Origin of the sequence: Frigoribacterium sp. PvP121, assembly GCF_017833115.1 — a bacterium.
Taxonomy (GTDB): domain Bacteria; phylum Actinomycetota; class Actinomycetes; order Actinomycetales; family Microbacteriaceae; genus Frigoribacterium; species Frigoribacterium endophyticum.
In genome coordinates this window covers 2,370,690-2,394,820 of sequence record NZ_JAFIBR010000001.1, presented here as the reverse complement: position 1 = coordinate 2,394,820, position 24,131 = coordinate 2,370,690, and the positions used below count along the sequence as shown (strand labels likewise).

Annotated in this window: 18 protein-coding genes and 1 tRNA gene; 3 read left to right on the top strand and 16 right to left on the bottom strand. The window is 71.0% G+C overall.

Annotation, left to right across the window (positions count from 1 at the left end; translation table 11 throughout):
- Nucleotides 1–5: 5 nt before the first annotated feature.
- The 11 genes from JOE43_RS11180 to polA form a co-directional block, all read right to left on the bottom strand.
- Complete coding sequence (locus JOE43_RS11180) at nt 6–905, bottom strand: SDR family NAD(P)-dependent oxidoreductase (protein ID WP_209517783.1); 900 nt, start codon at nt 903–905, stop codon at nt 6–8.
- Nucleotides 895–2,961: an excinuclease ABC subunit UvrB gene (gene uvrB / locus JOE43_RS11175; RefSeq protein WP_209517781.1), complete on the bottom strand. Its 2,067-nt coding sequence runs from the start codon at nt 2,959–2,961 to the stop codon at nt 895–897. Before uvrB ends, JOE43_RS11180 begins: the two co-directional genes overlap by 11 nt.
- A 10-nt stretch (nt 2,962–2,971) precedes the next feature.
- On the bottom strand, nt 2,972–3,622 hold the full coding sequence (gene coaE, locus JOE43_RS11170; protein ID WP_209517779.1) for a dephospho-CoA kinase: 651 nt from the start codon (nt 3,620–3,622) through the stop codon (nt 2,972–2,974).
- A 110-nt stretch (nt 3,623–3,732) separates the two neighbouring features.
- A complete protein-coding gene (gene rpsA / locus JOE43_RS11165; RefSeq protein ID WP_056054793.1) occupies nt 3,733–5,178 on the bottom strand; it encodes a 30S ribosomal protein S1 in 1,446 nt (481 codons plus the stop codon).
- 190 nt (nt 5,179–5,368) lie between these two features.
- Nucleotides 5,369–7,060 carry a DUF885 domain-containing protein gene (locus tag JOE43_RS11160; RefSeq protein ID WP_209517777.1) on the bottom strand — a complete coding sequence of 564 codons (1,692 nt, stop codon included), beginning with the start codon at nt 7,058–7,060 and terminating at the stop codon, nt 5,369–5,371.
- 78 nt (nt 7,061–7,138) lie between these two features.
- The gene (locus JOE43_RS11155; RefSeq protein WP_209517775.1) at nt 7,139–7,408 is read right to left on the bottom strand and encodes an HPr family phosphocarrier protein; all 270 of its coding nucleotides are present in this window, start codon (nt 7,406–7,408) and stop codon (nt 7,139–7,141) included.
- Nucleotides 7,409–7,490: 82 nt separating this feature from the next.
- Entirely contained in the window at nt 7,491–7,955 is a 465-nt protein-coding gene (locus JOE43_RS11150; protein WP_307803335.1) for a PTS sugar transporter subunit IIA, read from the bottom strand.
- Nucleotides 7,956–7,957: 2 nt separating this feature from the next.
- Nucleotides 7,958–8,266 (bottom strand): PTS lactose transporter subunit IIB, encoded by a 309-nt coding sequence (locus JOE43_RS11145; protein WP_167259182.1) that lies wholly within the window; start codon nt 8,264–8,266, stop codon nt 7,958–7,960.
- Nucleotides 8,267–8,325: 59 nt separating this feature from the next.
- Entirely contained in the window at nt 8,326–9,525 is a 1,200-nt protein-coding gene (locus JOE43_RS11140; protein WP_209517773.1) for a PTS mannitol transporter subunit IICB, read from the bottom strand.
- A gap of 169 nt (nt 9,526–9,694) precedes the next feature.
- A complete protein-coding gene (locus JOE43_RS11135) occupies nt 9,695–10,456 on the bottom strand; it encodes a DeoR/GlpR family DNA-binding transcription regulator (protein WP_209517771.1) in 762 nt (253 codons plus the stop codon).
- A 279-nt stretch (nt 10,457–10,735) separates the two neighbouring features.
- Nucleotides 10,736–13,411, bottom strand: a complete 2,676-nt coding sequence (gene polA, locus JOE43_RS11130; protein ID WP_209517770.1) for a DNA polymerase I — start codon at nt 13,409–13,411, stop codon at nt 10,736–10,738.
- Nucleotides 13,412–13,691: 280 nt separating this feature from the next.
- On the opposite strand from polA, the gene JOE43_RS11125 reads away from it, so the two are divergent.
- Nucleotides 13,692–14,042, top strand: a complete 351-nt coding sequence (locus JOE43_RS11125; RefSeq protein WP_082514462.1) for a PaaI family thioesterase — start codon at nt 13,692–13,694, stop codon at nt 14,040–14,042.
- Between the two features lie 72 nt (nt 14,043–14,114).
- On the opposite strand, the gene JOE43_RS11120 is transcribed toward JOE43_RS11125, so the two are convergent.
- Entirely contained in the window at nt 14,115–14,720 is a 606-nt protein-coding gene (locus JOE43_RS11120; RefSeq protein ID WP_055797432.1) for an ANTAR domain-containing response regulator, read from the bottom strand.
- Nucleotides 14,721–14,759: 39 nt separating this feature from the next.
- Here JOE43_RS11120 and JOE43_RS11115 point away from each other — a divergent pair.
- Together JOE43_RS11115 and JOE43_RS11110 are read left to right on the top strand one after the other, a co-directional pair.
- Nucleotides 14,760–14,842: transfer RNA gene (locus JOE43_RS11115), tRNA-Leu, on the top strand.
- 365 nt (nt 14,843–15,207) lie between these two features.
- A complete protein-coding gene (locus JOE43_RS11110; protein WP_056054766.1) occupies nt 15,208–15,411 on the top strand; it encodes a cold-shock protein in 204 nt (67 codons plus the stop codon).
- Nucleotides 15,412–15,540: 129 nt separating this feature from the next.
- Here the strand turns inward: JOE43_RS11110 and JOE43_RS11105 are convergent, their stop codons facing one another.
- The 4 genes from JOE43_RS11105 to gltB all read right to left on the bottom strand — a co-directional run bounded on the left by JOE43_RS11105 (nt 15,541) and on the right by gltB (nt 23,919).
- Nucleotides 15,541–16,221, bottom strand: coding sequence for a hypothetical protein (locus JOE43_RS11105; protein WP_209517768.1), 681 nt, complete (start codon nt 16,219–16,221; stop codon nt 15,541–15,543).
- 126 nt (nt 16,222–16,347) lie between these two features.
- Nucleotides 16,348–17,811 (bottom strand): pyruvate kinase, encoded by a 1,464-nt coding sequence (gene pyk / locus JOE43_RS11100; protein WP_209517767.1) that lies wholly within the window; start codon nt 17,809–17,811, stop codon nt 16,348–16,350.
- Nucleotides 17,812–17,888: 77 nt separating this feature from the next.
- Nucleotides 17,889–19,346 carry a glutamate synthase subunit beta gene (locus tag JOE43_RS11095; RefSeq protein WP_209517765.1) on the bottom strand — a complete coding sequence of 486 codons (1,458 nt, stop codon included), beginning with the start codon at nt 19,344–19,346 and terminating at the stop codon, nt 17,889–17,891.
- Nucleotides 19,339–23,919 carry a glutamate synthase large subunit gene (gene gltB / locus JOE43_RS11090; protein ID WP_209517762.1) on the bottom strand — a complete coding sequence of 1,527 codons (4,581 nt, stop codon included), beginning with the start codon at nt 23,917–23,919 and terminating at the stop codon, nt 19,339–19,341. Before gltB ends, JOE43_RS11095 begins: the two co-directional genes overlap by 8 nt.
- Nucleotides 23,920–24,131: the final 212 nt, after the last annotated feature.

Genomic DNA, 24,131 nt, shown 5'->3' with positions numbered 1-24,131 from the left:
CTGTGTCACAGGGCGGGGTGGGTCTTGGTGAGGCCGGCGGAGACGGCCCAGAGCCGCTCGGCCGCCTGGGGGTCGCGGGCGTGCCGCTTCGCGGGGACCCTGGCCGGTGCTCCGGTCAGCTGGAACCAGCCGGCCGGACCCCAGTATTCCCCTCCGACGACGTCGGGGGCCGTGGCGGCGTGGACGAGCGGCTCGGCCCCCACCTCCTTGCCCTGCGAGAAGGTGTGCATCATGGAGGTGACGACGGCCGGCGGCCGGCGGGGCTCGACGACGGGCGGGCGGGGGTCGCTCAGGCTCTCCCAGGCGAAGCCCGGGTGTGCCACGACGCTCGTGACGGTCGACCCCGCGGCACGGAGCCGACGGTCGAGCTCGAAGCCGAACGACATCACGGCCAGCTTCGACCGCGCGTAGGCCACGTAGCTCGAGTAGCTCGACACCATCATCGGGTCGTCGAGGTCGAGTCGCACCCACCGGTGGCTGATGCTGCCGAGGTGGACGACGCGGCCGGCCCGGGCGGCGCCGAGCGCGGGCATGAGGTGCGAGACGAGGGCGAAGTGGCCGAGGTGGTTCGTGCCGAACTGCAGCTCGAAGCCGTCGGCGGTGGTCTGGCGGCGTCGCTGGCCCACGACCCCCGCGTTGGCGAGCAGGACGTCGACGGGGCCGCCCGCGGCGAGGGCGTCAGCCCCGGAGCGCACGGAGGAGAGGTCGGCGAGGTCGAGGTCGACCGTCTCGACGTCCGCCCCCGCGACGCGCTCCCGGACGGCGTCCGCCGCGCGGACGGCGCGTTCCGGGTCACGGGCGGCGAGGACGACCCGGTGCCCCTGGGCGGCCAGGCGCGCGGCCGCGAAGTAGCCCAGCCCCGCGGTCGCGCCCGTGACGACGACTCGGAGGCGATCAGCGGACATGGCCCGCCGCCTCCATCTGTCGCAGGTCCTTCTTGAGGTCGGCGACCTCGTCGCGGAGCCGCCCGGCGAGCTCGAACTTCAGCTCGGCCGCGGCCTGGAGCATCTGCTCGTTGAGGTCGGCGATGATCGACTCGATGCCGTTGGCCGCCGCCGCGCCCTTGCCCTCGCGCCTGAGGTTCGGGGTGGGAGACCGCTTCTTGCCGTCGCGCCCGGCGAGGAGGGCCGCCGTGTCGGCGCCCTCCCGAGCCAGCGCCTCCGTGATGTCCGCGATCTTCTTGCGGAGCGGCTGCGGGTCGATGCCGTGCTCGGTGTTGTACGCGATCTGCTTGTCGCGACGCCGATCGGTCTCTTCGAGGGCCTGCTTCATGGAGGCGGTCATGACGTCGGCGTACATGTGCACCTGGCCGGAGACGTTGCGGGCTGCACGGCCGATGGTCTGGATCAGCGAGGTCGACGAGCGGAGGAACCCCTCCTTGTCGGCGTCGAGGATCGCGACCAGGGAGACCTCGGGCAGGTCGAGCCCCTCACGGAGCAGGTTGATGCCGACGAGGACGTCGTAGACGCCCTGCCGCAGCTCGGTGAGGAGCTCGACGCGACGCAGGGTGTCGACGTCGGAGTGGAGGTAGCGCACGCGAACCCCGGCCTCGGTGAGGAAGTCGGTGAGCTCCTCCGCCATCTTCTTCGTCAGCGTGGTGACGAGGACGCGCTCGTCGCGCTCCGTCCGGGTGCGGATCTCGTCGAGGAGGTCGTCGATCTGGCCCTCGGACGGCTTGACGACGATCTCGGGGTCGATGAGGCCGGTCGGGCGGATGATCTGCTCGACGACGCTGTCGGTGATGCCGAGCTCGTACTTGCCGGGCGTCGCGGAGAGGTAGACCTTCTGGCCGACCCGGTCGAGGAACTCCTCGAACTTCAGGGGTCGGTTGTCGAGAGCGCTGGGCAGGCGGAAGCCGTGGTCGACCAGCGTGCGCTTGCGCGAGGCGTCGCCCTCGTACATGGCACCGATCTGCGGCACGGTGACGTGCGACTCGTCGATGACCACCAGCAGGTCGTCCGGGAAGTAGTCGAGGAGGCAGTGGGGCGCCTCCCCCGGACCGCGACCGTCGATGTGCGCGGAGTAGTTCTCGATGCCGTTGCAGAAGCCGATCTGCTCCATCATCTCGAGGTCGAACGTCGTCCGCATCCGCAGCCGCTGGGACTCGAGCAGCTTGCCCTGCTGGTCGAGCTCGGCGAGCCGGCCCGCCAGCTCCTCCTTGATGGTGCCGATCGCCCGGTGCATGACGTCGGTGCCCGCCACGTAGTGCGAGCCGGGGAACACCGACACGGCGTCGAGGGTCTTCACGACGTCGCCGGTCAGCGGGTGGAGGGCGTACAGCGCCTCGATCTCGTCGCCGAACATCTCGATGCGGATGGCGAGCTCTTCGTACATCGGGATGATCTCGATGGTGTCGCCGCGCACGCGGAAGTTGCCCCGAGAGAAGTCGATGTCGTTGCGCTGGTACTGCATCGAGACGAAGCGGCGGATGAGCGTCTCGCGGTCGATGCGCTGGCCCACCTGCAGCGCGATCATCGCCTCGAGGTAGCCCTCCGGCGTGCCGAGGCCGTAGATGCACGACACCGTGCTGACGACGATGACGTCGCGGCGGCTGAGCAGGGAGTTCGTCGTCGAGTGGCGGAGCCGCTCGACCTCGGCGTTGATCGAGCTGTCCTTCTCGATGAAGGTGTCGGTCTGCGGGACGTAGGCCTCGGGCTGGTAGTAGTCGTAGTACGAGACGAAGTACTCGACCGCGTTGTGCGGGAACATCTCGCGGAACTCGTTGGCCAGCTGGGCCGCGAGGGTCTTGTTGTGGGCGAGCACGAGCGTCGGCCGCTGCACCTGCTCGACCAGCCACGCGGTGGTGGCGGACTTGCCCGTGCCGGTCGCGCCGAGCAGGACGACGTCGGTCTCACCGGCGTTGATGCGACCCGCCAGCTCGGCGATGGCCGCCGGCTGGTCGCCGCTCGGTTCGTACTCGCTGACGACCTCGAACGGGCGGACACTTCGGGTCGGTTCCATGACTCCGAGTCTACGAGGCGCCACCGACAGACGGCCCGGGGGCGGCCCCTGCCTTCGCCGCTGACAGCGAACGGAGCCGGTCGAGGACGGCGTCGGCCTGCTGCAGGGTCTGCTCCAGGGAGCCCGAGGAGTCGACGACCATGTCGGCGACCGCGAGCCTCTCGTCGTCGCCCGCCTGTGCCGCCACCCGGCGCCGCGCCTCCTGCTCGGGCATCCCCCGCAGCTGCACGAGCCGGGCGACGCGCTCCTCTGCCGGGGCGTGGACCACGACGACGACGTCGAACTCGCCCGCTCCCCGGGTCTCGACGAGCAGGGGGACGTCGTAGACCACGACCCGGGCCGGGTCGCCGGCCACGGCCTCGGCCATGCGCCGGCGGGAGAGCTCCCGGACGGCGGGGTGGGTGATCGCCTCGAGGTCGCGGCGGGCCCCCGGGTCGGAGAACACCAGGGCTCCGAGGGCCGGACGATCCAGGCTGCCGTCCGCGGCCAGGACGCCGCCGCCGAACCTCTCCGCGATCGCGGCGAGGCCGGGGGTGCCGGGCTCCACCACCTCGCGGGCGAGGAGGTCGGCGTCGACCACGGCCGCGCCCCGCTCCGCGAGACGACGGGACACGACGCTCTTGCCGGCGGCGATGCCCCCGGTCAGCCCACAGACGAACATCCGACGAGGCTACCCGGTGAGCCACCGGCGAGCCCGGGAACGCCGCGAGGCGGCCCCCTCTCGGGGACCGCCTCGTGGTCAGGTCTGCTGCACCGTGAGGTGCGGCGTCACTAGTTGTTGTTCGACAGCTTCTCGCGCAGAGCGGCGAGCGACTCGTCGTCGGCGAGCGTGCCGGCGCCGGCCGACTCGCTCGAGAACGTCGAACCGGACGGCACGTCGAAGGTGGTCTCCTCGGCGAGGGACGCCGCGACCTGCTTCTTGTGGGCCTCCCAGCGAGCCTGGGCGGCAGCGTAGTCCTGCTCCCACTTCTCGCGCTGGGTCTCGAAGCCCTCGCGCCACTCGTTGGTCTCCGGGTCGAAGCCCTCGGGGTACTTGTAGTTGCCCTGCTCGTCGTACTCGGTGAGCATGCCGTAGAGCGCCGGGTCGAACTCGGTGCCCTCGGGGTCGACGCCCTCGTTGGCCTGCTTGAGGCTCAGCGAGATGCGACGGCGGTCGAGGTCGATGTCGATGACCTTGACGAACACCTCGTCGCCGACGGCGACGACCTGCTCGGCCAGTTCGACGTGCTTCGCCGACAGCTCGGAGATGTGCACGAGGCCCTCGATGCCGTCTGCCACGCGGACGAACGCACCGAACGGCACGAGCTTCGTGACCTTGCCGGGCGCGACCTGACCGATGGCGTGCGTGCGGGCGAAGACCTGCCACGGGTCCTCCTGCGTCGCCTTGAGCGAGAGCGACACGCGCTCACGGTCGAGGTCGACCTCGAGGATCTCGACGGTGACTTCCTGACCGACCTCGACGACCTCGCTGGCGTGCTCGATGTGCTTCCAGCTGAGCTCGGAGACGTGCACGAGGCCGTCCACGCCGCCCAGGTCGACGAAGGCGCCGAAGTTGACGATCGAGGAGACGACGCCCTTGCGGACCTGCCCCTTGTGGAGGTTGTTGAGGAAGGTGGTGCGGCTCTCGGACTGCGTCTGCTCGAGGAGCGCACGGCGCGACAGGACCACGTTGTTGCGGTTCTTGTCGAGCTCGAGGATCTTCGCCTCGATCTCCTGGCCCAGGTAGGGCGTGAGGTCGCGGACGCGGCGCAGCTCGATGAGCGACGCGGGGAGGAAGCCCCGGAGGCCGATGTCGACGATGAGGCCGCCCTTGACGACCTCGATGACCGTTCCGGTGACGACGCCGTCGGCGTCCTTGATCTTCTCGACGTCGCCCCAGGCACGCTCGTACTGAGCGCGCTTCTTGGACAAGATCAGACGGCCTTCCTTGTCCTCCTTCTGGAGGACGAGGGCCTCGACGGTGTCGCCGACCTCGACGACCTCCGTGGGGTCGACGTCGTGCTTGATCGAGAGTTCGCGCGAGGGGATGACGCCCTCGGTCTTGTAGCCGACGTCGAGGAGGACCTCGTCGCGGTCGATCTTCACGACGGTGCCCTCGATGAGGTCGCCGTCGTTGAAGAACTTCAGAGTCTTCTCGACCGCGGCCAGGAAGTCATCAGCGGATCCGATGTCGTTGATGGCGACCTGCTTGGGTGCCTTGGTCGTTACGGTTGTCATGTAGTTAGTGCTCCAGTGAAAGCATGGATCGGGCCGCGGTCGTCCCGAGGAGTGTCTCGTCGGGGGGAGTCGACCACGGCGGGCGGACAGATCGGCGCAGGAAGCGCCTCCACATCATAGCTCCGTGCCCGGGCACGCGGCAACGACCGAGGCCCCGCGCGCCGCGCCTCCCCCGGGTGGCCGACGGCCGTCAGCGCAGGAGGGCGCGTCGGAGCGTGTCGAGCCCCACTCCCCCGAGCTGGAGCGCCTCGCGGTGGAAGGCGACGACGTCGAGGGAGCCCCCGGCGCGGCGCGTCCTCTCGGCCCGCAGCTCCTCCCAGATGCGCTGCCCGACCTTGTACGACGGCGCCTGCCCGGGCCAGCCGAGGTACCGGTCGACCTCGAACCTCACGAACGAGTCGTCGAGCGAGACGTTCTCGGTCAGGAACCGCAGGGCGTGGGCGTGGTCCCACCGCTGCGTCGTGCCGGGGACGGTCTTGCCCAGGTGCACGCCGATGTCGATGACGACGCGCGCCGCCCGCATCCGCTGCCCGTCGAGCATGCCGAGGCGGTCGCCCGGGTCGGCGAGGTGGCCGAGCTCGTCCATCAGCCGCTCGGCGTAGAGGGCCCAGCCCTCGGCGTGGCCGGAGGTGCCGGCGAGCTGGCGGCGCCAGGTGTTGAGGGTGCCCCGGGCCCAGACCGCCTGCCCGATCTGGAGGTGGTGGCCCGGGACGCCCTCGTGGAAGACCGTCGTGGTCTCACGCCAGGTGCTGAACCGGGTCACGCCCTCGGGCACCGACCACCACATGCGGCCCGGCCGGGAGAAGTCGTCGCTCGGGCCGGTGTAGTAGATGCCGCCGTCCTTCGTCGGCGCGATGCGGCACTCCAGCCGGCGCAGCGGCTCCGGGACGTCGAAGTGGGTGCCCGCCAGCTCGGCCACGGCACGGTCGCTGAGGCCCTGCATCCACTGCTGGAGCGCGTCGGTGCCCTCCAGCTGCCGGGCGGGGTCCTGGTCGAGGACGGCGATCGCCCGGGCCACCGAGGCGCCCGGCTCGATCTGCCCGGCCACGGCCTCTTGCTCGGCGGCCGTCCGCGCGAGCTCGTCGAGCCCCCACTCGTAGGTCTCGTCGAGGTCGATCGTCGCGCCGAGGAAACGTCGCGAGTGCAGGGCGTAGGCGTCCCGGCCCACGGCGTCGTCGAGGCCCGCCGCGGGCAGCAGCTCGTCGAGCAGGAAGGACCGCAGGCCGAGGTAGGCGGCCCCCGCGGAGCGCGCGCCCTGCTGCAGGTCGCGGACGAGCCCGTCGGAGGCGCCGCTCCCGTCCGCCAGGACCGGTCGCGCCGTCAGCTCGGCGAAGAAGCCGCCCGGATCGCCGATCCGCGCGCACTGCTCCGCCACGGCCTCGACCTGTCGGCGGGCCGGGACGACGCCCTCCCGCACCCCGAGCCGGAGCGTCTCGACGTACTGGGCGACGGCCCGGTCGACCCCGGCGAGCCTCGAGGCCACGTCGGACCACTCCTCGTCGCTGTCCGTCGGCATGAGGTCGAGGACCTCGCGGATGCCCTGGGCGGGGGACGCGATCACGTTCAGGTCTCGGAGCTCGAGCCGGTGCTCGGCCTGCTCGAGGTCGAGCACCAGCTCGCTCCGGAGGTCGTCGCGCGTCACGAGGTCGACGTCGTCGACCGCCGGCGCCGCGTCGAGGTCGCGGAGGGCCGCGCGGACCGCCTCCTCGTGGCGCTCCTGGCCCTCGGGCGAGTAGTCGCCGTACTCGCCCGTCCGGCCCTCACGGCCGATCCAGGTCGCCACGGTCGGGTCGAGGTCGACCAGGGTGTCGACCCAGCGTTCGGCGACGGCGTCGACCGGCGTGGGCTCGCGGCGGGCGGGGGGCGTGGGCTCGACGGTCATGCGCCGAGCCTAGCCAGGCCGGGGACGACGGAGGGCGCCGACGACCGGGGTCGTCGGCGCCCTCCGGGGCGGGTGGCGCTACTCCGCGTCGAGGTCCGTCTCGAGCAGCCCGGCGAGCTCCTCGAGGGCGGCGTCGGCGTTGTCGCCCTCGGTGGCCAGCGTGACCTGCTCGCCGTGGCCGATGCCCAGCGAGAGGACGCCGAGGATGCTCGCGGCGTTGACGCTCTTGCCGGCCGCGGTCGTCAGCGTGACCTTGGCGCCGGTCTTGCCGGCGGCCTGGCTGAAGAGCGAGGCGGGGCGGGCGTGCAGCCCGACGCTCGAGGCGATGGTGACGGTACGTTCGGGCATTTCTTCTCCTTGGTCGCGACCGAGCCGGTCGGGTCGTCGGTCGGGTGGACGGCCGGGGCCGTCAGGGGTGGGGCGTCGGGGGTCAGTCGTCGTCGTCGGTCGCGGCGAGGAGCTCATAGACCTCGGCCGACGTCGTCGCCCCGCGGAGGGCGGCGGCGGAGTCCGGGTCCATGAGGATGCTCGCCAGCTGGCTGAGGATGGCGATGTGGCCGTTGCCCTTCGCGGCGATCCCCACCGCGACGCTGACCTCGTTGCCGTCCCAGTCGACCGGGGTCGGGAAGCGCAGGACGACCAGGGCGTCGGCCTTCACGCTGTCCTTCCCCGCGAGGGTGCCGTGCGGGATGGCCACGCCCTCGCCGACGTAGGTCGAGACGCTCTGCTCACGCTGGAACATCGCGTCGACGTAGCTCTCGTCGACCGCTCCGGCCTCGACGAGGGCCCGGCCGGTCGCCCGGATGGCCTCGTCACGGTCGGCGGCGGTCTCGTCGAGGCGGATCGACGACTCCGCGAGGAGGGTCGTCAGGGCCGGGGCCTGCTCGTCGGTCACGCTCAGACCTCGACCGTCGAGCCGTCCTGGATCGCCTTGACGATCTTGGCGACGTTCGGGTCGCCCATGAAGAGCTGGAACGGCACGACGGGGACGTTCGGCACGACGCCGCGGGCGCGCTCGGCGAGGTTGTTCTGTGTCACGACGACGTCGGCGTCGGCCGGGATGCTGGCGACGGGCGAGTGCTCGACGGTGACGCCGCTCTTCTTGAGCTGCTTCTTCAGCGTCGAGGCGAGCATGACGCTGCTGCCCATGCCGGCGTCGCACGCGACGATGAGCTTCTTGATCGAGGAACCGTCGAGGGTTGCCATGTCAGTCTCCTTGTTTCATCGGGGTCGGGGGGCCGGCCGAACGGCCGCCCCCCGCGGTGTCAGTTGGACGTCGGTGCCGACGTCCCCTTGCTGGTGGCCTTGTTGGCGGCGGTGGCCGCCTGTGCGTCGGCCAGGGCCTGCTCCTGCGCGGCCGCGTCCTCGGCGGCCGCCTCGCGGTTCTCCTTGCGGCCGAAGCCCATGAGGAAGGCGGAGACGACGAACGAGACCGCAGCCGAGAGCAGGATACCCAGGTAGATCGGGAGGATGTCCCCTCGGGCGGCGACGAGCGTGTAGGCGATGATGCTGCCCGGCGAGGCGGGGCCGACGAGGCCGACTCCGAAGATCGAGAAGACCGTGATGCCGGTGGCGCCGCCGAGGATGGCGGAGACGAGCAGCACGGGCTTCATCAGCACGTACGGGAAGTAGATCTCGTGGATGCCGCCGAAGAAGTGCACGACGATCGCAGCCGGGGCCGAGGGGCGGATGGCGCGCGGTCCGAAGAAGAGGAACGCGAGCAGGATGCCGAGGCCCGGGCCGGGGTTCGACTCGAGCATGAACAGGATGGACTTGCCGGTCTCCTGCGACTCGATGCCGCCGAGGGGGGTCAGCACGCCCTGGTTGATGGCGTTGTTGAGGAAGAGGATCTTGGCGGGCTCGATGATGATCGACGCGAGCGGCAGCAGCCCGCGCTCGACGAGGAAGTCGACGCCGGAGCCGAAGACGCCGGTCAGCCAGGTCGTCACGGGGGCCAGGCCGAAGAACGCCCCGACCGCCACGGCGGCGCCGATGATGCCGAGCGAGAAGTTGTTGACCAGCATCTCGAAGCCGGACTTGATGCGGCCGTCGACGAGCTTGTCGAACTGCTTCAGCAGCCAGGCGGCGAGCGGGCCGACGATCATGGCGCCCAGGAACTGCGGCACGTCGGTCGCGACGATGACGCCCATGACGCCGACGGCGCCGATGACGGCACCGCGCTGGCCGTGGATCATGCGACCACCCGTGTAGGCGATGAGGATCGGCAGCAGGTACTTGATGATGGGGCCGACGAGGCCGGGCCACGGCGTGCCGTCGGACATCTCGCCGAAGCCGCCGAGCTGCGGCACCGGGGTCCAGCCGGTCTGGATGAAGAGGGCGGTGATGAGGCCCCAGGCGATGAACGCGCCGATGTTCGGCATGATCATGCCCGCGAGGAAGCCTCCGAAGCGCTGGACGCGCGCTCGGACGCCGGTCCCGGAGACCGTGGGGGTGAATTCAGACATGGTTGTCAGTTCTCCTTCGTGCTCACTGCGGAGTGTCAAGGGGGATGCGGGTGGGGTGGTGCGGTGCTGCAGGTGCGGTGGTGCGGTGGTGCGGTGGTGCGGTGGTGCGGTGGTGCGGTGGTGCGGTGGGGTGGGAGTCAGGGAGCGGGGCGACCGTGCGCGGCGCGCGTCACACGATCACCACGCGGGGGCCGGAGCGCTCGACGTCGTCGGCGAGGTCCGCGTCGACGGCGCCGTCGGTCACGACGGTGTCGACCTCGGTGAGGGGGGCGACCCGGGCGAAGTCCTCACGTCCGAACTTGGAGTGGTCGGCGAGCACGACCGTGCGCCGGGACGCGGCCATCAGGGCCTTCTTGACCCGCGCCTCCGCGATGTCCGGCGTCGTGAGGCCCCGCTCGGCCGAGATGCCGTTCGTGCCCATGAAGGCCACGTCGGCGAAGACTTCGGCGATCTGGGCCAGCGTCCACTCGCCGACGGCGGCGAGGGTCCTCGCCCGGACGAGCCCGCCGAGGAGGTGGAGCGTGATAGTCGGCCGGCCCACGAGGGCGTTCGCCACCGCGAGCGAGTGCGTCACGACGGTCAGCTCGCGGTCGTCCGGCAGGAGCTCGGCGAACCGGACGGTGGTGGTGCCGGCGTCGACGATGACGGAGCCCCCGTCGGGGAGCTCGTCGAGGGCGGCCCGCGCGATGCGCTCCTTCTCGAGCGCCGCCGAGCCCACGCGGTCGGCGACGTGACGCTCGATGCCGAGCCGCTCGACGGCGATGGCTCCCCCGTGCACGCGCCGCAGGACGCCGCGCCGCTCCAGCGCCGTGAGGTCGCGACGCACGGTCTCCGGCGTCACGGAGAGCTCCCGGGCGAGGCCGGCGACCTCGACGCGGCCGCGCTGACGCGCCGTGTCGAGGATCTGCTGGTGACGCTCGGGTGCGTACATGGATCGGGACTCCGTTGTCGGACGTGCTGGCCCGTGGGGGCGGTGAAGGAGGCGCGGCGGTGGTTGCACGCGGACACGCCGGTCGTGACCGGCGGAGTCATACAAGTCCGTTCGGGTCCGAAGGTCAAGCTCCCCGCGCGTGTCGTGTCCGATCGTGCCCGGTTCGGGGTACAGATCAGGTCCCCCACGGGACCAGGGCCGGGGCCAGGACCGTGGCCGTGGCCACTCCCCCGGCCACGACGGCGAGGAGTCGCGGGTCAGGCCCCGGAGGACGAGGCGTCAGTGCGCGGCGGCGTCCCAGCTCTCGCCGAGCCCGACGCTGACGTCGAGCGGGACCCGGAGCTCGGCCGCGCCGCTCATCCGGCGCTCCACGATGTCGCGGACGACGTCGACCTCGCCGGAGGCCACCTCGACGATGAGCTCGTCGTGGACCTGGAGCAGGACGCGCGACGCCATCTCCCGCTGGTCGAGCTCCGCCCGGACCCCGAGCATCGCGCGCTTCATGATGTCGGCCGCCGAGCCCTGGATCGGGGCGTTGAGGGCGGCGCGCTCGGCGTTCTCGCGGAGCACCCGGTTGGGCGACTTGAGGTCGGCGAACGGGCGGCGGCGGCCGAAGATCGTCTCGGTGTAGCCGTCCTCCCTGGCCTTCTCGACGACGTTGCGGAGGTACTCGCGGACCGCGCCGAAGCGCGCGAAGTAGTCGGTCATCAGCTGCTTCGCCTCGCCGCTCTCGATGCGCAGCTGCTTCGACAGGCCGAAGGCGCTGAGGCCGTAGGCGAGTCCGTACGACATCGCCTTGACCTTCGTGCGCATGAGGGGCGTGACGTCGGCGGGCTCGACGTGGAAGATCCGTGCCCCGACGAAGCGGTGCAGGTCCTCCCCCGCCGCGAAGGCCTCGATGAGCCCCTCGTCGCCGGAGAGGTGCGCCATGATCCGCATCTCGATCTGCGAGTAGTCGGCGGTCAGCAGCGTCTCGTACTCCGGCCCGTGGACGAAGGTCGAGCGGATCTCCCGGCCGACGGCGGCCTTGACCGGGATGTTCTGGAGGTTCGGGTCGACGGACGAGATCCGACCCGTCGTCGTGCCCGTCTGGTCGTAGGTCGTGTGGATGCGGCCGTCGTCGGCGATGGACTTCTCGAGGGTGTCGATGATCTGCCGGAGCTTCGTCACGTCGCGGTGCTGCAGCAGGAGGCCCAGGAACGGGTGGGGGTGCTTCTCCTGCAGGTCGGCCAGGGACGCGGCGTCGGTCGAGAAGCCCGTCTTGGTGGCTCGGGTGCGGGGCATCTCGAGCTGCTCGAAGAGCACTTCCTGGAGCTGCTTGGGCGAGCCGAGGTTGACCTCGCGCCCGATCTCCGCGAAGGCCGCCGCGGCGAACTCGCCGGCGCTCTCGGCGAGGCGGCTCGAGAGGGCGACGAGCGCGTCGCGATCGGCCGCGACCCCCGTCAGCTCCATGTCGCCGAGGACGGGGACGAGCGGCAGCTCGAGATCGGTGAGCACGGACCGCGACCCCTCGTCGAGCGCCTCGGTCAGGGACTCGGAGAGGCGGAGCGTGTACCAGGCCTCCGTCGCGACGCTGACCTGCTCGTCGGCCGGGACGAGCTGGTTCGGGTCGGCGACGGGGAGCGTCTCGCCCAGCTGCTCGTAGACGAGGTCGGTCAGGGCGAAGGACGTGCGGCCGGGCCGGAGCAGCCAGGCCGCGACGCGGGTGTCGCCGACGATGCCCGTGAGGCGGAGGCCGGCCCGCGAGAGGGCCTTGTAGGCGCGCTTCGAGTCGTGCAGGACCTTCGGCGACGCGTCGTCGAGCCAGGCCTCGAGGGCAACGTAGTCGCCGCGGCCCGTGGCCCACGGGACGTACGCGGACTCGTCGTGGGACGAGATGCCCAGGCCGACCACGCCGTCGGCGCCGTACTCGACGGCCAGGCCGACGGGCGAGGACGGGTCGGAGGCGTGCTTCCGCAGCCAGTGAGCCAGCTCTTCGTCGACGAGGGTGCGCACCACGGGCAGGCCCGCCGGCGCCTCGACGACCGTGCCCTCGGCGGAGCCGTCGGGACGGGCGGGGCCGTCGCCCTCGCTCAGCTTGAGCACCCGCTCGAGCAACGTGCGGAACTGGAGCTTGTCGAACAGCTCGCGGACCGCCTCGTCATCGACCGGCCGACGCTCGAGGTCGGCCGGGCCGACGGGCAGCTCGACGTCGGTGACCAGGCGGTTGAGACGGCGGTTGCGGACCGCGCGCTCCTTCTGCTCGCGGAGCTTGCCGCCGACGACGCCCTTGATCTCGTCGGCGTGCGCGATGACCTCGTCGAGGCTGCCGTACTGCGTGATCCACTTGACGGCGGTCTTCTCGCCGACCTTGTCGACGCCGATGAGGTTGTCGCTGGTCTCGCCGACGAGGGCGGCGACCTCGGGGTACTGGTGGGGCTCGATGCCGTACCGCTCGAAGACCTTGTCGCGGTCGTAGCGGGTCAGCTCGCTGACGCCCCGTGCCGACGGGTAGAGGAGGGTGACGTCGTCGTTGACCATCTGGATGGCGTCGCGGTCGCCGGAGACCACGAGGACGCGGAAGCCGTCGCCACGCCCGCGGACGGCGAGGGTGGCGAGGATGTCGTCGGCCTCGTAGTCCTCTTTCGTGATGGTCGTGATGCCCATCGCGTGCAGGGCCTCCTGCAGGAGGGGGATCTGGCCCACGAACTCGACCGGGGTCTCGGACCGCGTGCCCTTGTACTCGGGGTACTCCCGGGTGCGGAACGAGAAGCGCGAGATGTCGAACGCGACCGCGAGGTGGGTGGGCTTCTCCGCCTTGAGCAGGCTCAGCAGCATCGAGATGAAGCCGTGGATGGCGTTGGTGTGCTGGCCCTCCCGGTTCACGAAGCTGTCGACGGGCAGGGCGTAGAACGCCCGGAACGCCAGGGAATGACCGTCGATGACCAGGAGGGTAGGCTTCGTTTCGTCCGACACCCCGTCAGCCTAGCGGCCAGGTCCGACAGGCTCCCCGGCCGTCCGGGCCGCGCCTCCGAGCCGCGCCTCCGGGTCCGTGCCTCCGAGTCCGTGAGCACGCGCTCCGCCGGGGCCGACCCCCCCCACCGACCGGAGCCCCGTGACCGACGCGACCCCCGCCTCCCCCCGTCCTGCCGCGCCCGCCTCCGACGCCGACCGCACCGTGTCCTCCGAGGCGGTGCTCAGCGACGACGCCGTGGAGCTGTTCCGTCGCCGGGGCGTCGGCGCCCTGGCCGAGAAGATGGGGATCGAGATCCTCGAGATGAGCGCGGAGCGGGCCGTCGGCCGGATGCCGGTCGCCGGCAACACGCAGCCGGTGGGGATTCTCCACGGCGGGGCGCACGTCGTGCTGGCGGAGACCCTCGGCTCCGTGGCCGCGAACGTGCACGCCGGCGCGGGGCGCCTCGCGATGGGGATCGAGCTCAACGCCAGCCACAGCCGCTCGGCCGCGACGGGCTGGGTGACCGGCACCTGCACGGCGGTCCACCTCGGGCGCACGCTGACGACGCACCAGGTCGTCATGACCGACGACGACGGGCGCCTGCTCTCGACCGTCCGCATCACGAACTACCTGACCGACTCCCGCGGCTGAGCTCGACGCCTCGACACGTCGAAGGGCCCGCCCCGTGGGGGCGGGCCCTTCGACGAAGGAGGCTGCGAGGAGCTACTTCTTCGCGCTGAGCTGCTCGATGATGGCCTGTGCCACGTCGTGCATGGTCAGGCGGCGGTCCATCGACGCCTTCTGGATCCAGCGGAAGGCCTCCGGCTCGGTGAGGCCCATCTTCTCGTTGAGGAGGCCCTTGGCCCGGTCGACGAGCTTGCGGGTCTCGAAGCGCTCGACCAGGTCGGCGACCTCGGCCTCGAGGGTGATGATCTGCGTGTAGCGCGAGAGGGCGATCTCGATCGCGGGCAGCAGGTCGTTGGGGGTGAAGGGCTTGACGACGTAGGCCAGCGCACCGGCCTCGCTCGCCCGCTCGACGAGCTCCTTCTGGCTGAAGGCCGTCAGGAGGACCACGGGGGCGATGTGGTTCTTGCTGAGCGTCTCCGCCGCCGAGATGCCGTCGAGCTTGGGCATCTTGACGTCCATGATGACGAGGTCCGGGCGGAGCTCCGTGGCGAGGGCGACGGCGGTCTCGCCGTCTCCGGCCTCACCGACCACCTCGAATCCGTTGTCGCGGAGGATCTCGACGATGTCGAGCCGGATGAGGGACTCATCTTCGGCCACGACGACGCGACGGGGTGCTGCTGAGGTTGCTTCCTGGTCACTCACGAAGCAGAGCCTACGGTATTCTCGACCCGGTCGTCGTGAGCCGGATTGGCGGAATGGCAGACGCGGGGCACTCAAAATGCTCTGTCCGAGAGGGCGTGCGGGTTCGACCCCCGCATCCGGCACCGTCGCGACCAGGCCGCGCCGAGCTGTCCTCGTGACCTCGGCGGGCTCGCCCCCTCTCCGCCCGTCCGGGCGTGTCCCGCACTGCCGTCCCGGGTTCGTTCTCCGTCCGGAGAGCGACGCGGGGTGTCCGAGACGGACACATCCACGACTTTGTCGGCCGAGTTGGTGTTCTCGGGGGTCTCGTGCACTACGCTGGAGTGACTGGTTGTTGTGTTACGCATTTGTATCTCGCGACGTGCCGGGGCGAGCTCCTCTCGAGGGGCACGGTCTGGCTGCGGCGTTCTCAGAGGGAGCGGACAAAAAGGCACCGCGACGAGCGATCCCGAAGTCGGGATCGACAACTCTGATTGAAGGAACAAGAAAAATGGCTACAGGTACCGTTAAGTGGTTCAACTCCGAAAAGGGCTTCGGCTTCATCACCCCCGACGACGGATCCACTGACGTCTTCGCGCACTTCTCCGCGATCGCTGGCGACGGCTACCGCAACCTGGAGGAGAACCAGAAGGTCGAGTTCGAGACCGCTCAGGGCAACAAGGGCCTCCAGGCCGAGAACATCCGCGTCATCTGACTCGGCGGCGCCCACTGAGGCGCCGACAGCCGACGACCTGGTCGTCAGCGACACGAAGCCCCGATCTGCTCCGGCAGATCGGGGCTTCTTGCGTGCCCTCGGCCGTCCGGGGCCTGGCGGCCCGTGGCCTCAGGGGGCAGGGAGCCCGAGGAGGCGCGCGACCGGTGCGTAGTCCGCCTCGGCCGATCGGAGGTCGGCCTCGGCCCGGCGGATGCGTGCCGTGGCGTCGCCGGGATCAGTGTCGGCGTCGTCCACCGCAGAACCGGGCAGTGCCCCGCTGAGCAGTGCCTCGCGGGCGTCGCGGTACCTCATGACCAGCGCCGACCAGCGAGCGAGCTCGTCGCCGGTCGCGTCGTCGGGGGCTGCCGCCGCGACGTCGTCGGGGACCTCGACCGCCGCGACCCTGGCGTCCCGCCCCCGCCCGGAGCCCATCGACTCGCTCATCACCTGCCCCGTGGTCGCTGACGACGGTGCGGCGCCGGCACCCGCGTCGACGAAGAGCCGTCGGACGCCGACGGCGAGGACTCCCCCGACGAGAGCTCCCGATGCTCCCGTCGCCGCGAGCCCGACCAGGGAGGTCACCTCCCACGCCGCCACCGCGACCACGAGGATCGCGCCGGCACCGATCACGGCCCCGGACGGACCCCAGCGCTCACGACGGCGCGAGCCCCGGAACGGACGGCCCCGCACGGAGAGCGACCTCGACAGGGAGTCCCGGGCCTCGACGACCGAGACGTCGCTCCAGGTCGGCACGACGAACAGCTTGCCGTCGAGTCGGAAGCACCGTGGGTGGCCAGGGGGGACGGTCATGGGCGGAGACTACGCCCGTCGGCTGCGGGCGCTGGCGGGGCGGACTCCCTGAGGTCGACCAGCCCCGGACGACCGTGAGGCCGGGCCCTGTCGGGCCCGGCCTCACGGTCGATGCGGTGCTGTCGTCTAGGCGACGGGCGGCGGCGTCTTGGCCGCGTAGGCCGGAGCCGCTTCGCCGTGGGCGTCGCCCACGCGGTGGACCCGGAGGTCGTTCGTCGAGCCGGCGATCCCGGGAGGGGACCCGGCGATCACGATGACCTTGTCGCCGGCGGCGCAGAGGTCGTTACCGAGCAGGATGTCGTCGACCTGGTCGAACATCGCGTCGGTGTGCGTGACGTTCTCGACCAGGAACGACCGCACGCCCCAGCTCAGGGCCATGCGGCGACGCGTCGCCTCGTTGGGCGAGAAGGCCAGGATCGGGATCGAGTGGCGCAGTCGCGACATGCGTCGCACGGAGTCGCCCGACTCGGTGAAGACGCAGAGGAACTTCGCCTCGACGAACTCGGCGACGTCGGCGGCGGCCAGGGTGATCGCTCCGCCCTGGGTCCGCGGGCGGGTGCCGAGCGGCTGGATGCGCTCGAGACCGTGCTCCTCCGTCGAGGCGACGATCCGGGCCATGGTCTGGACCGTGATGACGGGGTACTCCCCCACGCTCGTCTCGCCGCTCAGCATGACGGCGTCGGCGCCGTCGAGCACGGCGTTGGCCACGTCGGAGGTCTCGGCCCGCGTGGGGATCGGGCTGGAGATCATCGACTCGAGCATCTGCGTCGCGACGATGACGGGCTTCGCCATGCGCCGCGACAGCTCGACCGCGTGCTTCTGCACGATGGGGACGGCCTCGAGGGGCAGCTCGACGCCGAGGTCGCCACGGGCGACCATGATGCCGTCGAAGGCCTCGATGATGGCCTCGAGGTTGTCGACCGCCTGCGGCTTCTCGATCTTGGCGATGACGGGGACGCGTCGCTCCTCCTCCGCCATGATCTCGTGGACGCGGGTGACGTCGTCGGCGTCGCGGACGAACGAGAGCGCGATGTAGTCGGCGCCGAGGCGCAGGCCCCAGCGGAGGTCGGCCTCGTCCTTCTCGGAGAGGGCGGGCACGTTCACGGCGACGCCGGGCAGGTTGATGCCCTTGTTGTTCGACACGGTCCCGGCCACGACGACCTCGGTCGTCACGACCGTGCCGTCGGTCTCGAGGACGCGCAGCTTGACGCGGCCGTCGTCGATGAGGAGCGGGTCGCCGGGGGCGACGTCCTGCGGGAGGCCCTTGAAGGTCGTGCCGCAGAGCTCCTTCGTGCCGAGGACGTCCTCCACGGTGATCTTGAACACGTCGCCGACGGCGAGGTCGTGGGGGCCGTCGGCGAACTTGCCGAGGCGGATCTTGGGGCCCTGGAGGTCGACCAGGACGGCGACGGGCCGCCCCGCGTCGTCGGCGGCCTGGCGGACGTTGCCGTACACGCCCTCGTGGACGTCGTAGCTGCCGTGGCTGAGGTTCATCCGCGCGACGTCGACACCTGCGTCGATGATCGCTCGGATGTTCTCGTAGCTCGACGTCGCCGGCCCGAGGGTGGCGACGATCTTTGCGCGTCTCATGGGTTCCTTACTGGTGGGGTGAGGGTGGTGGGACGATCCGGCCCGTGCCACCACCCTATTCCCGCTGGTGGACGGACTCAGACCGAGATGGAGCGATCCGTCGGCTTGACGGGGAACGGCAGGACGGTCGTGCCCTCCAGGTAGGCGTCGACGGCGGAGGCGGTGGCCCGGCCCTCGGCGATGGCCCAGACGATCAGCGACTGGCCACGACCGGCGTCGCCCGTGACGAAGACGCCCGGCTCGGTCGTCTGGTAGCGGGCGTCGCGCTCGAGGACGCCACGGCCGTCGAAGGGCAGCCGCAGCTGCGCCTCGAGCTCGTCGCGCTCCGGGCCCGTGAAGCCGAGCGCGAGCAGCACCAGGTCGGCCGGGATCTCCCGTTCCGTGCCCGCACGGGGCACGCGACGACCGTCCACGTACTCGGTCTCGGCGACGCGGATGGCGCGGACCTCGCCGACCTCGTTGCGCAGGAACTCGACGGTGGACGCGAGGTACATGCGCTCACCGCCCTCCTCGTGGGCGCTGGCCACCTCGAACAGGGTCGGGAACATGGGCCACGGCTGGGCCTCGGGGCGCTCCTCCGGGGGCTGCTGGCCGATCGCGAGGTTCGTCACGGACAGGGCACCCTGGCGGTGAGCCGTCCCGATGCAGTCGGCGCCCGTGTCGCCGCCGCCGAGGACGACGACGTGCTTGCCCTCGGCCGTGATCTGGTCGCTGACCGTGTCGCCGGCACCCGCTTTGTTCTGCTGGACCAGGTACTCCATGGCGAAGTGGATGCCCGAGAGGTCGCGACCCGGGATCGGCAGGTCGCGCGGGACCGTCGCCCCGGTGGCGACCACGACGGCGTCGTAGCGCGCGCGCAGGTCGTCCCAGGTGATGTCGCGACCGATCTCGACGCCGGCGCGGAAGCGGGTGCCCTCGGCGGTCATCTGCGCGAGCCGCTGCTCGATCTGCTTCTTCTCCATCTTGAAGTCCGGGATGCCGTAGCGGAGCAGGCCGCCGATGCGGTCCTCCCGCTCGTACACGGCCACGGTGTGCCCGGCACGGGTGAGCTGCTGGGCGGCGGCCAGGCCCGCGGGCCCGGAGCCGACCACGGCGACGGTCTTGCCGGTGAGGCGCTCCGGCGGGTGCGGGGTCACCCAGCCCGACTGGAAGGCCTGGTCGATGATGCTGACCTCGACCTGCTTGATCGTGACGGGCGGCTGGTTGATGCCGAGCACGCACGACGACTCGCAGGGCGCCGGGCAGAGCCGACCGGTGAACTCGGGGAAGTTGTTGGTCGCGTGCAGGCGCTCCACGGCTTGACGGCCCTCGCCGCGCCACATGAGGTCGTTCCACTCGGGGATCAGGTTGCCGAGCGGGCAGCCCTGGTGGCAGAACGGCACGCCGCAGTCCATGCAGCGGCCCGCCTGGCGACGGAGCTCGCCGCTCTCCTGCTGTTCGTAGACCTCTTTCCAGTCCATGAGCCGCACGGACACGGGACGACGCTTCGGGAGCTCGCGCTTCTGGGTCTTGAGGAACCCCTTCGGATCAGCCACCGGTCACCTCCAGGATTCTCTTCCAGGTCTCGTCGCCATCGGGGTCGAGACCCTCGTCGACGGCCGTCTGCCGGGTGGCGAGGACGGCGGCGTAGTCACGGGGCAGCACCTTGACGAACTCGGAGACGGTCGTCTCGAGGTCGGCGAGCATGCGCTCCGCGACCGGGGAGCCCGTCTCGGCGAGGTGCCGGGCGAGCAGGTCGGAGAGGATCTCGACGTCGGCGCTGCCGAGGTCGTGGAGCTGCAGCTCGCCCGAGGCGAGCGACTCCGTGTTGACCCTCTCCGGGCGGAGCCGGTGCACGTACGCCGTGCCCCCCGACATGCCCGCCCCGAGGTTCCGGCCCGTGTCGCCGAGGATGACGGCGAGGCCGCCGGTCATGTACTCGAGCGCGTGGTCCCCCACGCCCTCGACCACGGCGCTGGCGCCGGAGTTGCGCACCAGGAAGCGCTCGCCCACGATGCCGCGGATGAACATGCTGCCCCGGGTGGCGCCGTAGCCGATCACGTTGCCGGCGATGACGTTCTCCTCCGCGACGAAGGTGCTCGCGCGGTCGGGGCGGACGACGATCGACCCGCCGGACAGCCCCTTGCCGACGTAGTCGTTGCTGTCGCCCTCGAGGCGGAGGGTGATGCCGGAGGGGAGGAACGCGCCGAGGGACTGGCCGGCCGAACCGGTCAGCGTCACCTCGATGCTGCCCTCGGGCAGCCCGTTCTCGCCGTGCCGGACGGTGACCTCGTGGCCGAGCATGGTGCCCACGGCACGCTCGGTGTTGCGGATGGGGAGGTCGATCTCGACGTGTCCGCCGTTCTCGAGCACGTCGGCGCTCCTCGCGATGAGGGCCACGTCGAAGTGCTGGTCCAGCTCGTGCTCCTGCCCCCGCAGGTTGCGGCGGGGCTCGTCGTCGTCGAAGGCCGGGCCGACGAGGACCGGGGCGAGGTCGAGGCCCGACGCCTTCCAGTGGTCGACGGCGCGGTCGACGTCGAGGACGTCGTTGCGGCCGATGGCCTCGTCGAGGCTCCGGAACCCGAGCGACGCGAGGATCTCGCGGACCTCCTGCGCCAGGAACTCGAAGAAGTTCACGACGAACTCCGGCTTGCCGGAGAAGCGGGCCCGGAGCTCGGGGTTCTGGGTGGCGACGCCGACCGGGCAGGTGTCGAGGTGGCACACGCGCATCATGATGCAGCCCTCGACGATCAGCGGCGCCGTCGCGAACCCGAACTCCTCGCCGCCGAGGAGGGCGGCGATGACCACGTCACGGCCGGTCTTCATCTGGCCGTCGACCTGCACGACCACCCGGTCGCGCATGCCGTTCAGCATCAGCGTCTGCTGGGTCTCGGCGAGGCCGATCTCCCACGGGGTGCCCGCGTGCTTCAGCGAGTTGAGCGGGCTGGCGCCCGTCCCGCCGTCGTGGCCGGAGACGAGCACGACGTCGGCCAGGGCCTTCGTGACGCCCGCCGCGACGGCTCCGATCCCGGACTGGCTCACCAGCTTGACGTGCACGCGAGCGGCCGGGTTGGCCCGCTTCACGTCGAAGATCAGCTGCTTCAGGTCCTCGATGGAGTAGATGTCGTGGTGCGGGGGCGGCGAGATGAGGCCGACGCCGGGAGTCGCGTGCCGGGTGCGCGCGACCCACGGGTAGACCTTCGTGGGCGGGAGCTGGCCGCCCTCGCCGGGCTTCGCGCCCTGCGCCATCTTCAGCTGGATGTCGGTCGCGTGCGTCAGGTACATGCTCGTGACTCCGAAGCGGCCCGAGGCGACCTGCTTCACCGCGCTGCGGCGCTCGGGGTCGAGCAGTCGTTCGACGTCCTCGCCGCCCTCGCCGGTGTTCGACTTGCCGCCGAGGCGGTTCATGGCGATCGCGAGGGTCTCGTGCGCCTCCTTCGAGATGGAGCCGTAGCTCATCGCCCCGGTGGAGAACCGCTTGACGATCGACTCGATCGGCTCGACCTCGTCGAGCGGCACCGGGGTGCGGACGCCGTGCTTGAAGGTGAAGAGCCCGCGGAGCGTCATGAGCTCCTCGGCCTGGTCGTCGACGAGCTTCGTGTACTCGCGGAAGATGTCGTAGCGACGGGTCCGGGTCGCGTGCTGCAGCCGGAAGACCGTGTCGGGGTTGAAGAGGTGGCGCGGGCCCTCGCGGCGCCACTGGTACTCGCCGCCGGTCGCGAGGCGCTCGTGGGCGATGACCGAGCCGTCGGTCGGGTAGGCGCTCGTGTGGCGGTCCTTGTTCTCGGCCGCGACCACGTCGATGCCGACCCCGCCGAGCATCGTCGACGTGCCGGTGAAGTACGTGTCGACGAACTCCTGGCTGAGGCCGACGGCCTCGAAGGCCTGGGCGGCGGCGTAGCTGGAGACCGTGGAGATGCCCATCTTGGACATGATCTTGAGCACGCCCTTGCCGAGCGCCTTGATCAGGTTGTGGACGGCGTCCTCCGGCGTGATGCCGGTGATCATGCCCGCCCGCACGAGGTTCTCGCAGGTCTCCATGGCCAGGTAGGGGTTGATCGCGGAGGCGCCGTAGCCGATCAGGGTCGCGACGTGGTGCACCTCGCGGACGTCGCCGGCCTCGACGATCAGGCCGACCTTCATGCGGTTCTCGGTCCGGATGAGGTGGTGGTGGACGGCGGCGATCATCAGCAGCGACGGCACGGGGGCGAAGTCCTGGTTGGAGTCGCGGTCGGACAGCACGATGAACTGGGCGCCGGCCTCGATGGCGTCGTCGACCTCGTTGCACATCGCGGCGATGCGCTTCTCGAGGGCGCGCGGCCCCTTGTCGGCCCGGTACAGCCCCCGGATCGTCGTCGTGACCCGCGAGCCGGGGCTCGGGTCGATGTGCTGGATCTTCGCCAGCTCGTCGTTGTCGATGACCGGGAAGTCGAGGATCACCTGGCGAGCGTGCTCGGGCGTCGCGGAGAGGAGGTTCCTCTCCGGCCCGAGCCCGAGCGCGAGCGACGTGACGACCTGCTCGCGGATGGAGTCGAGCGGCGGGTTCGTCACCTGCGCGAACTGCTGCGTGAAGTAGTCGAAGAGGAGGCGGGGCCGCTCGGAGAGGACGGCGATCGGGGTGTCGCTGCCCATCGCCCCCAGCGGCTCGGCGCCCGTCTTCGCCATCGGGGTGAGGAGGATGCGGACCTCCTCCTCGGTGTAGCCGAACGTGCGCTGGCGCCGGGTGACCGAGGCGGGGGTGTGCACGATGTGCTCGCGCTCGGGCAGGTCGGAGAGGTGGATCCGGCCCTCGGCCAGCCACTCGCCGAAGGGAGCGGACGCGGCGAGCTCCGCCTTGATCTCGTCGTCCTCGATCAGACGACCGGCCTCGGTGTCGACGAGGAACATCTTGCCGGGGCGCAGGCGGCCCTTGCGGACGACCTTCGCGGGGTCGAGCTCGGGCAGGACGCCGATCTCGCTGGCGAGCACGACGAGTCCGTCGTCGGTCACGAGGTACCGGCCGGGGCGCAGGCCGTTGCGGTCGAGCGTCGCGCCGACGACGGAGCCGTCCGTGAACGTGATGGCGGCGGGGCCGTCCCACGCCTCCATGAGCATGGAGTGGTACTCGTAGAAGTCGCGGAGGGAGGGGTCGATGTCGACCTGGTTCTCCCAGGCCTCGGGCACCATCATCATCACCGCGTGGGGCAGCGAGCGGCCGGTGAGGCTGAGCAGCTCGACCACCTCGTCGAACGACGCGGAGTCGCTCGCGCCCGGGCTGACGATCGGGAGGAGCGGCTTGAGGTCGCCGATCAGCTCGGACTCGAGCTGCGACTGACGAGCGCGCATCCAGTTGCGGTTGCCCCGGACGGTGTTGATCTCGCCGTTGTGGGCGATCATGCGGAAGGGCTGGGCGAGCGGCCAGGACGGGAACGTGTTCGTCGAGTACCGCGAGTGGACGATGGCGAGCTTCGACGCGAAGCGCTCGTCGCTGAGGTCGGGGTAGAACGGCTCGAGCTGCAGCGTCGTGACCATGCCCTTGTAGACCATGGTGCGGCTGCCGAGCGAGGTGAAGTACGCCGACAGCTTCGACTCGGCGCGCTTGCGCAGCCGGTACGCCTGGCGGTCGAGGGCGACGCCCGCGAGCGGAGCCCCGTCGGCGTCGCGACGGCGGCTGCTGACGAAGACCTGCTCGAACGCGGGCATGGCGTTCCGGGCCAGGGTGCCGAGCTGCTCGGGGCGCACGGGCACCTCACGCCAGCCGAGGACGTCGAGCTGCTCGAGATCCGCGATGCGCTCGATGCCGGTCTTCATCTCCGCGCGCTCCTGGTCGTCGAGCGGCAGGTAGACGATGCCGACGGCGTACTCGCCCGCGGAGGGAAGGGCGAAGTCGACGACCTCGCGGAGGAACGCGTCTGGGACCTGGCAGAGGATGCCGGCACCGTCGCCCGTGCCGGCGTCGGAGCCGATGGCGCCGCGGTGCTCGAGATTGCGCAGCGCGCCGAGGGCAGCGTCGATGATGTCGTGGCCCGGGGTGCCGCGGAGCGTGGCGACCATGGCGAGGCCGCAGGCGTCCTTCTCGTTGCTCGGGTCGTAGAGGCCCTGCGCCGCAGGGACCGTGCTGAACTGCTGGTGGGCTGGCGTGAGCGCCATGTGATCCGTCCTCACGAAGAGATCCTGTACGAGTCGGGACGTCGTCGGCCCGGGCGGGCGGCGTCGTCGCGAGAGCGCGAGACGCCGGCGGTGCTGGCCGGACGAGGTGTGGTCGTCTGGCGTGCGGCGCAGCAGAGGCTTCCCGGGACCGCTTGTGGCGGTCGTGAGGCGGTGTGCGACGCGGAGGATGCTCGTGAGCCGTCAGCGGGAGG

Coding starts and splice junctions, on each gene's coding strand:
- JOE43_RS11180 (WP_209517783.1), bottom strand. CDS start 905: ATGTCCGCTGATCGCCTCCGAGTCGTCGTCACGGGCGCGACCGCGGGG.
- uvrB (WP_209517781.1), bottom strand. CDS start 2,961: ATGGAACCGACCCGAAGTGTCCGCCCGTTCGAGGTCGTCAGCGAGTAC.
- coaE (WP_209517779.1), bottom strand. CDS start 3,622: ATGTTCGTCTGTGGGCTGACCGGGGGCATCGCCGCCGGCAAGAGCGTC.
- rpsA (WP_056054793.1), bottom strand. CDS start 5,178: ATGACAACCGTAACGACCAAGGCACCCAAGCAGGTCGCCATCAACGAC.
- JOE43_RS11160 (WP_209517777.1), bottom strand. CDS start 7,060: ATGACCGTCGAGCCCACGCCCCCCGCCCGCCGCGAGCCCACGCCGGTC.
- JOE43_RS11155 (WP_209517775.1), bottom strand. CDS start 7,408: ATGCCCGAACGTACCGTCACCATCGCCTCGAGCGTCGGGCTGCACGCC.
- JOE43_RS11145 (WP_167259182.1), bottom strand. CDS start 8,266: ATGGCAACCCTCGACGGTTCCTCGATCAAGAAGCTCATCGTCGCGTGC.
- JOE43_RS11140 (WP_209517773.1), bottom strand. CDS start 9,525: ATGTCTGAATTCACCCCCACGGTCTCCGGGACCGGCGTCCGAGCGCGC.
- JOE43_RS11135 (WP_209517771.1), bottom strand. CDS start 10,456: ATGTACGCACCCGAGCGTCACCAGCAGATCCTCGACACGGCGCGTCAG.
- JOE43_RS11125 (WP_082514462.1), top strand. CDS start 13,692: ATGGGGATCGAGATCCTCGAGATGAGCGCGGAGCGGGCCGTCGGCCGG.
- JOE43_RS11110 (WP_056054766.1), top strand. CDS start 15,208: ATGGCTACAGGTACCGTTAAGTGGTTCAACTCCGAAAAGGGCTTCGGC.
- JOE43_RS11105 (WP_209517768.1), bottom strand. CDS start 16,221: ATGACCGTCCCCCCTGGCCACCCACGGTGCTTCCGACTCGACGGCAAG.
- pyk (WP_209517767.1), bottom strand. CDS start 17,811: ATGAGACGCGCAAAGATCGTCGCCACCCTCGGGCCGGCGACGTCGAGC.
- gltB (WP_209517762.1), bottom strand. CDS start 23,919: ATGGCGCTCACGCCAGCCCACCAGCAGTTCAGCACGGTCCCTGCGGCG.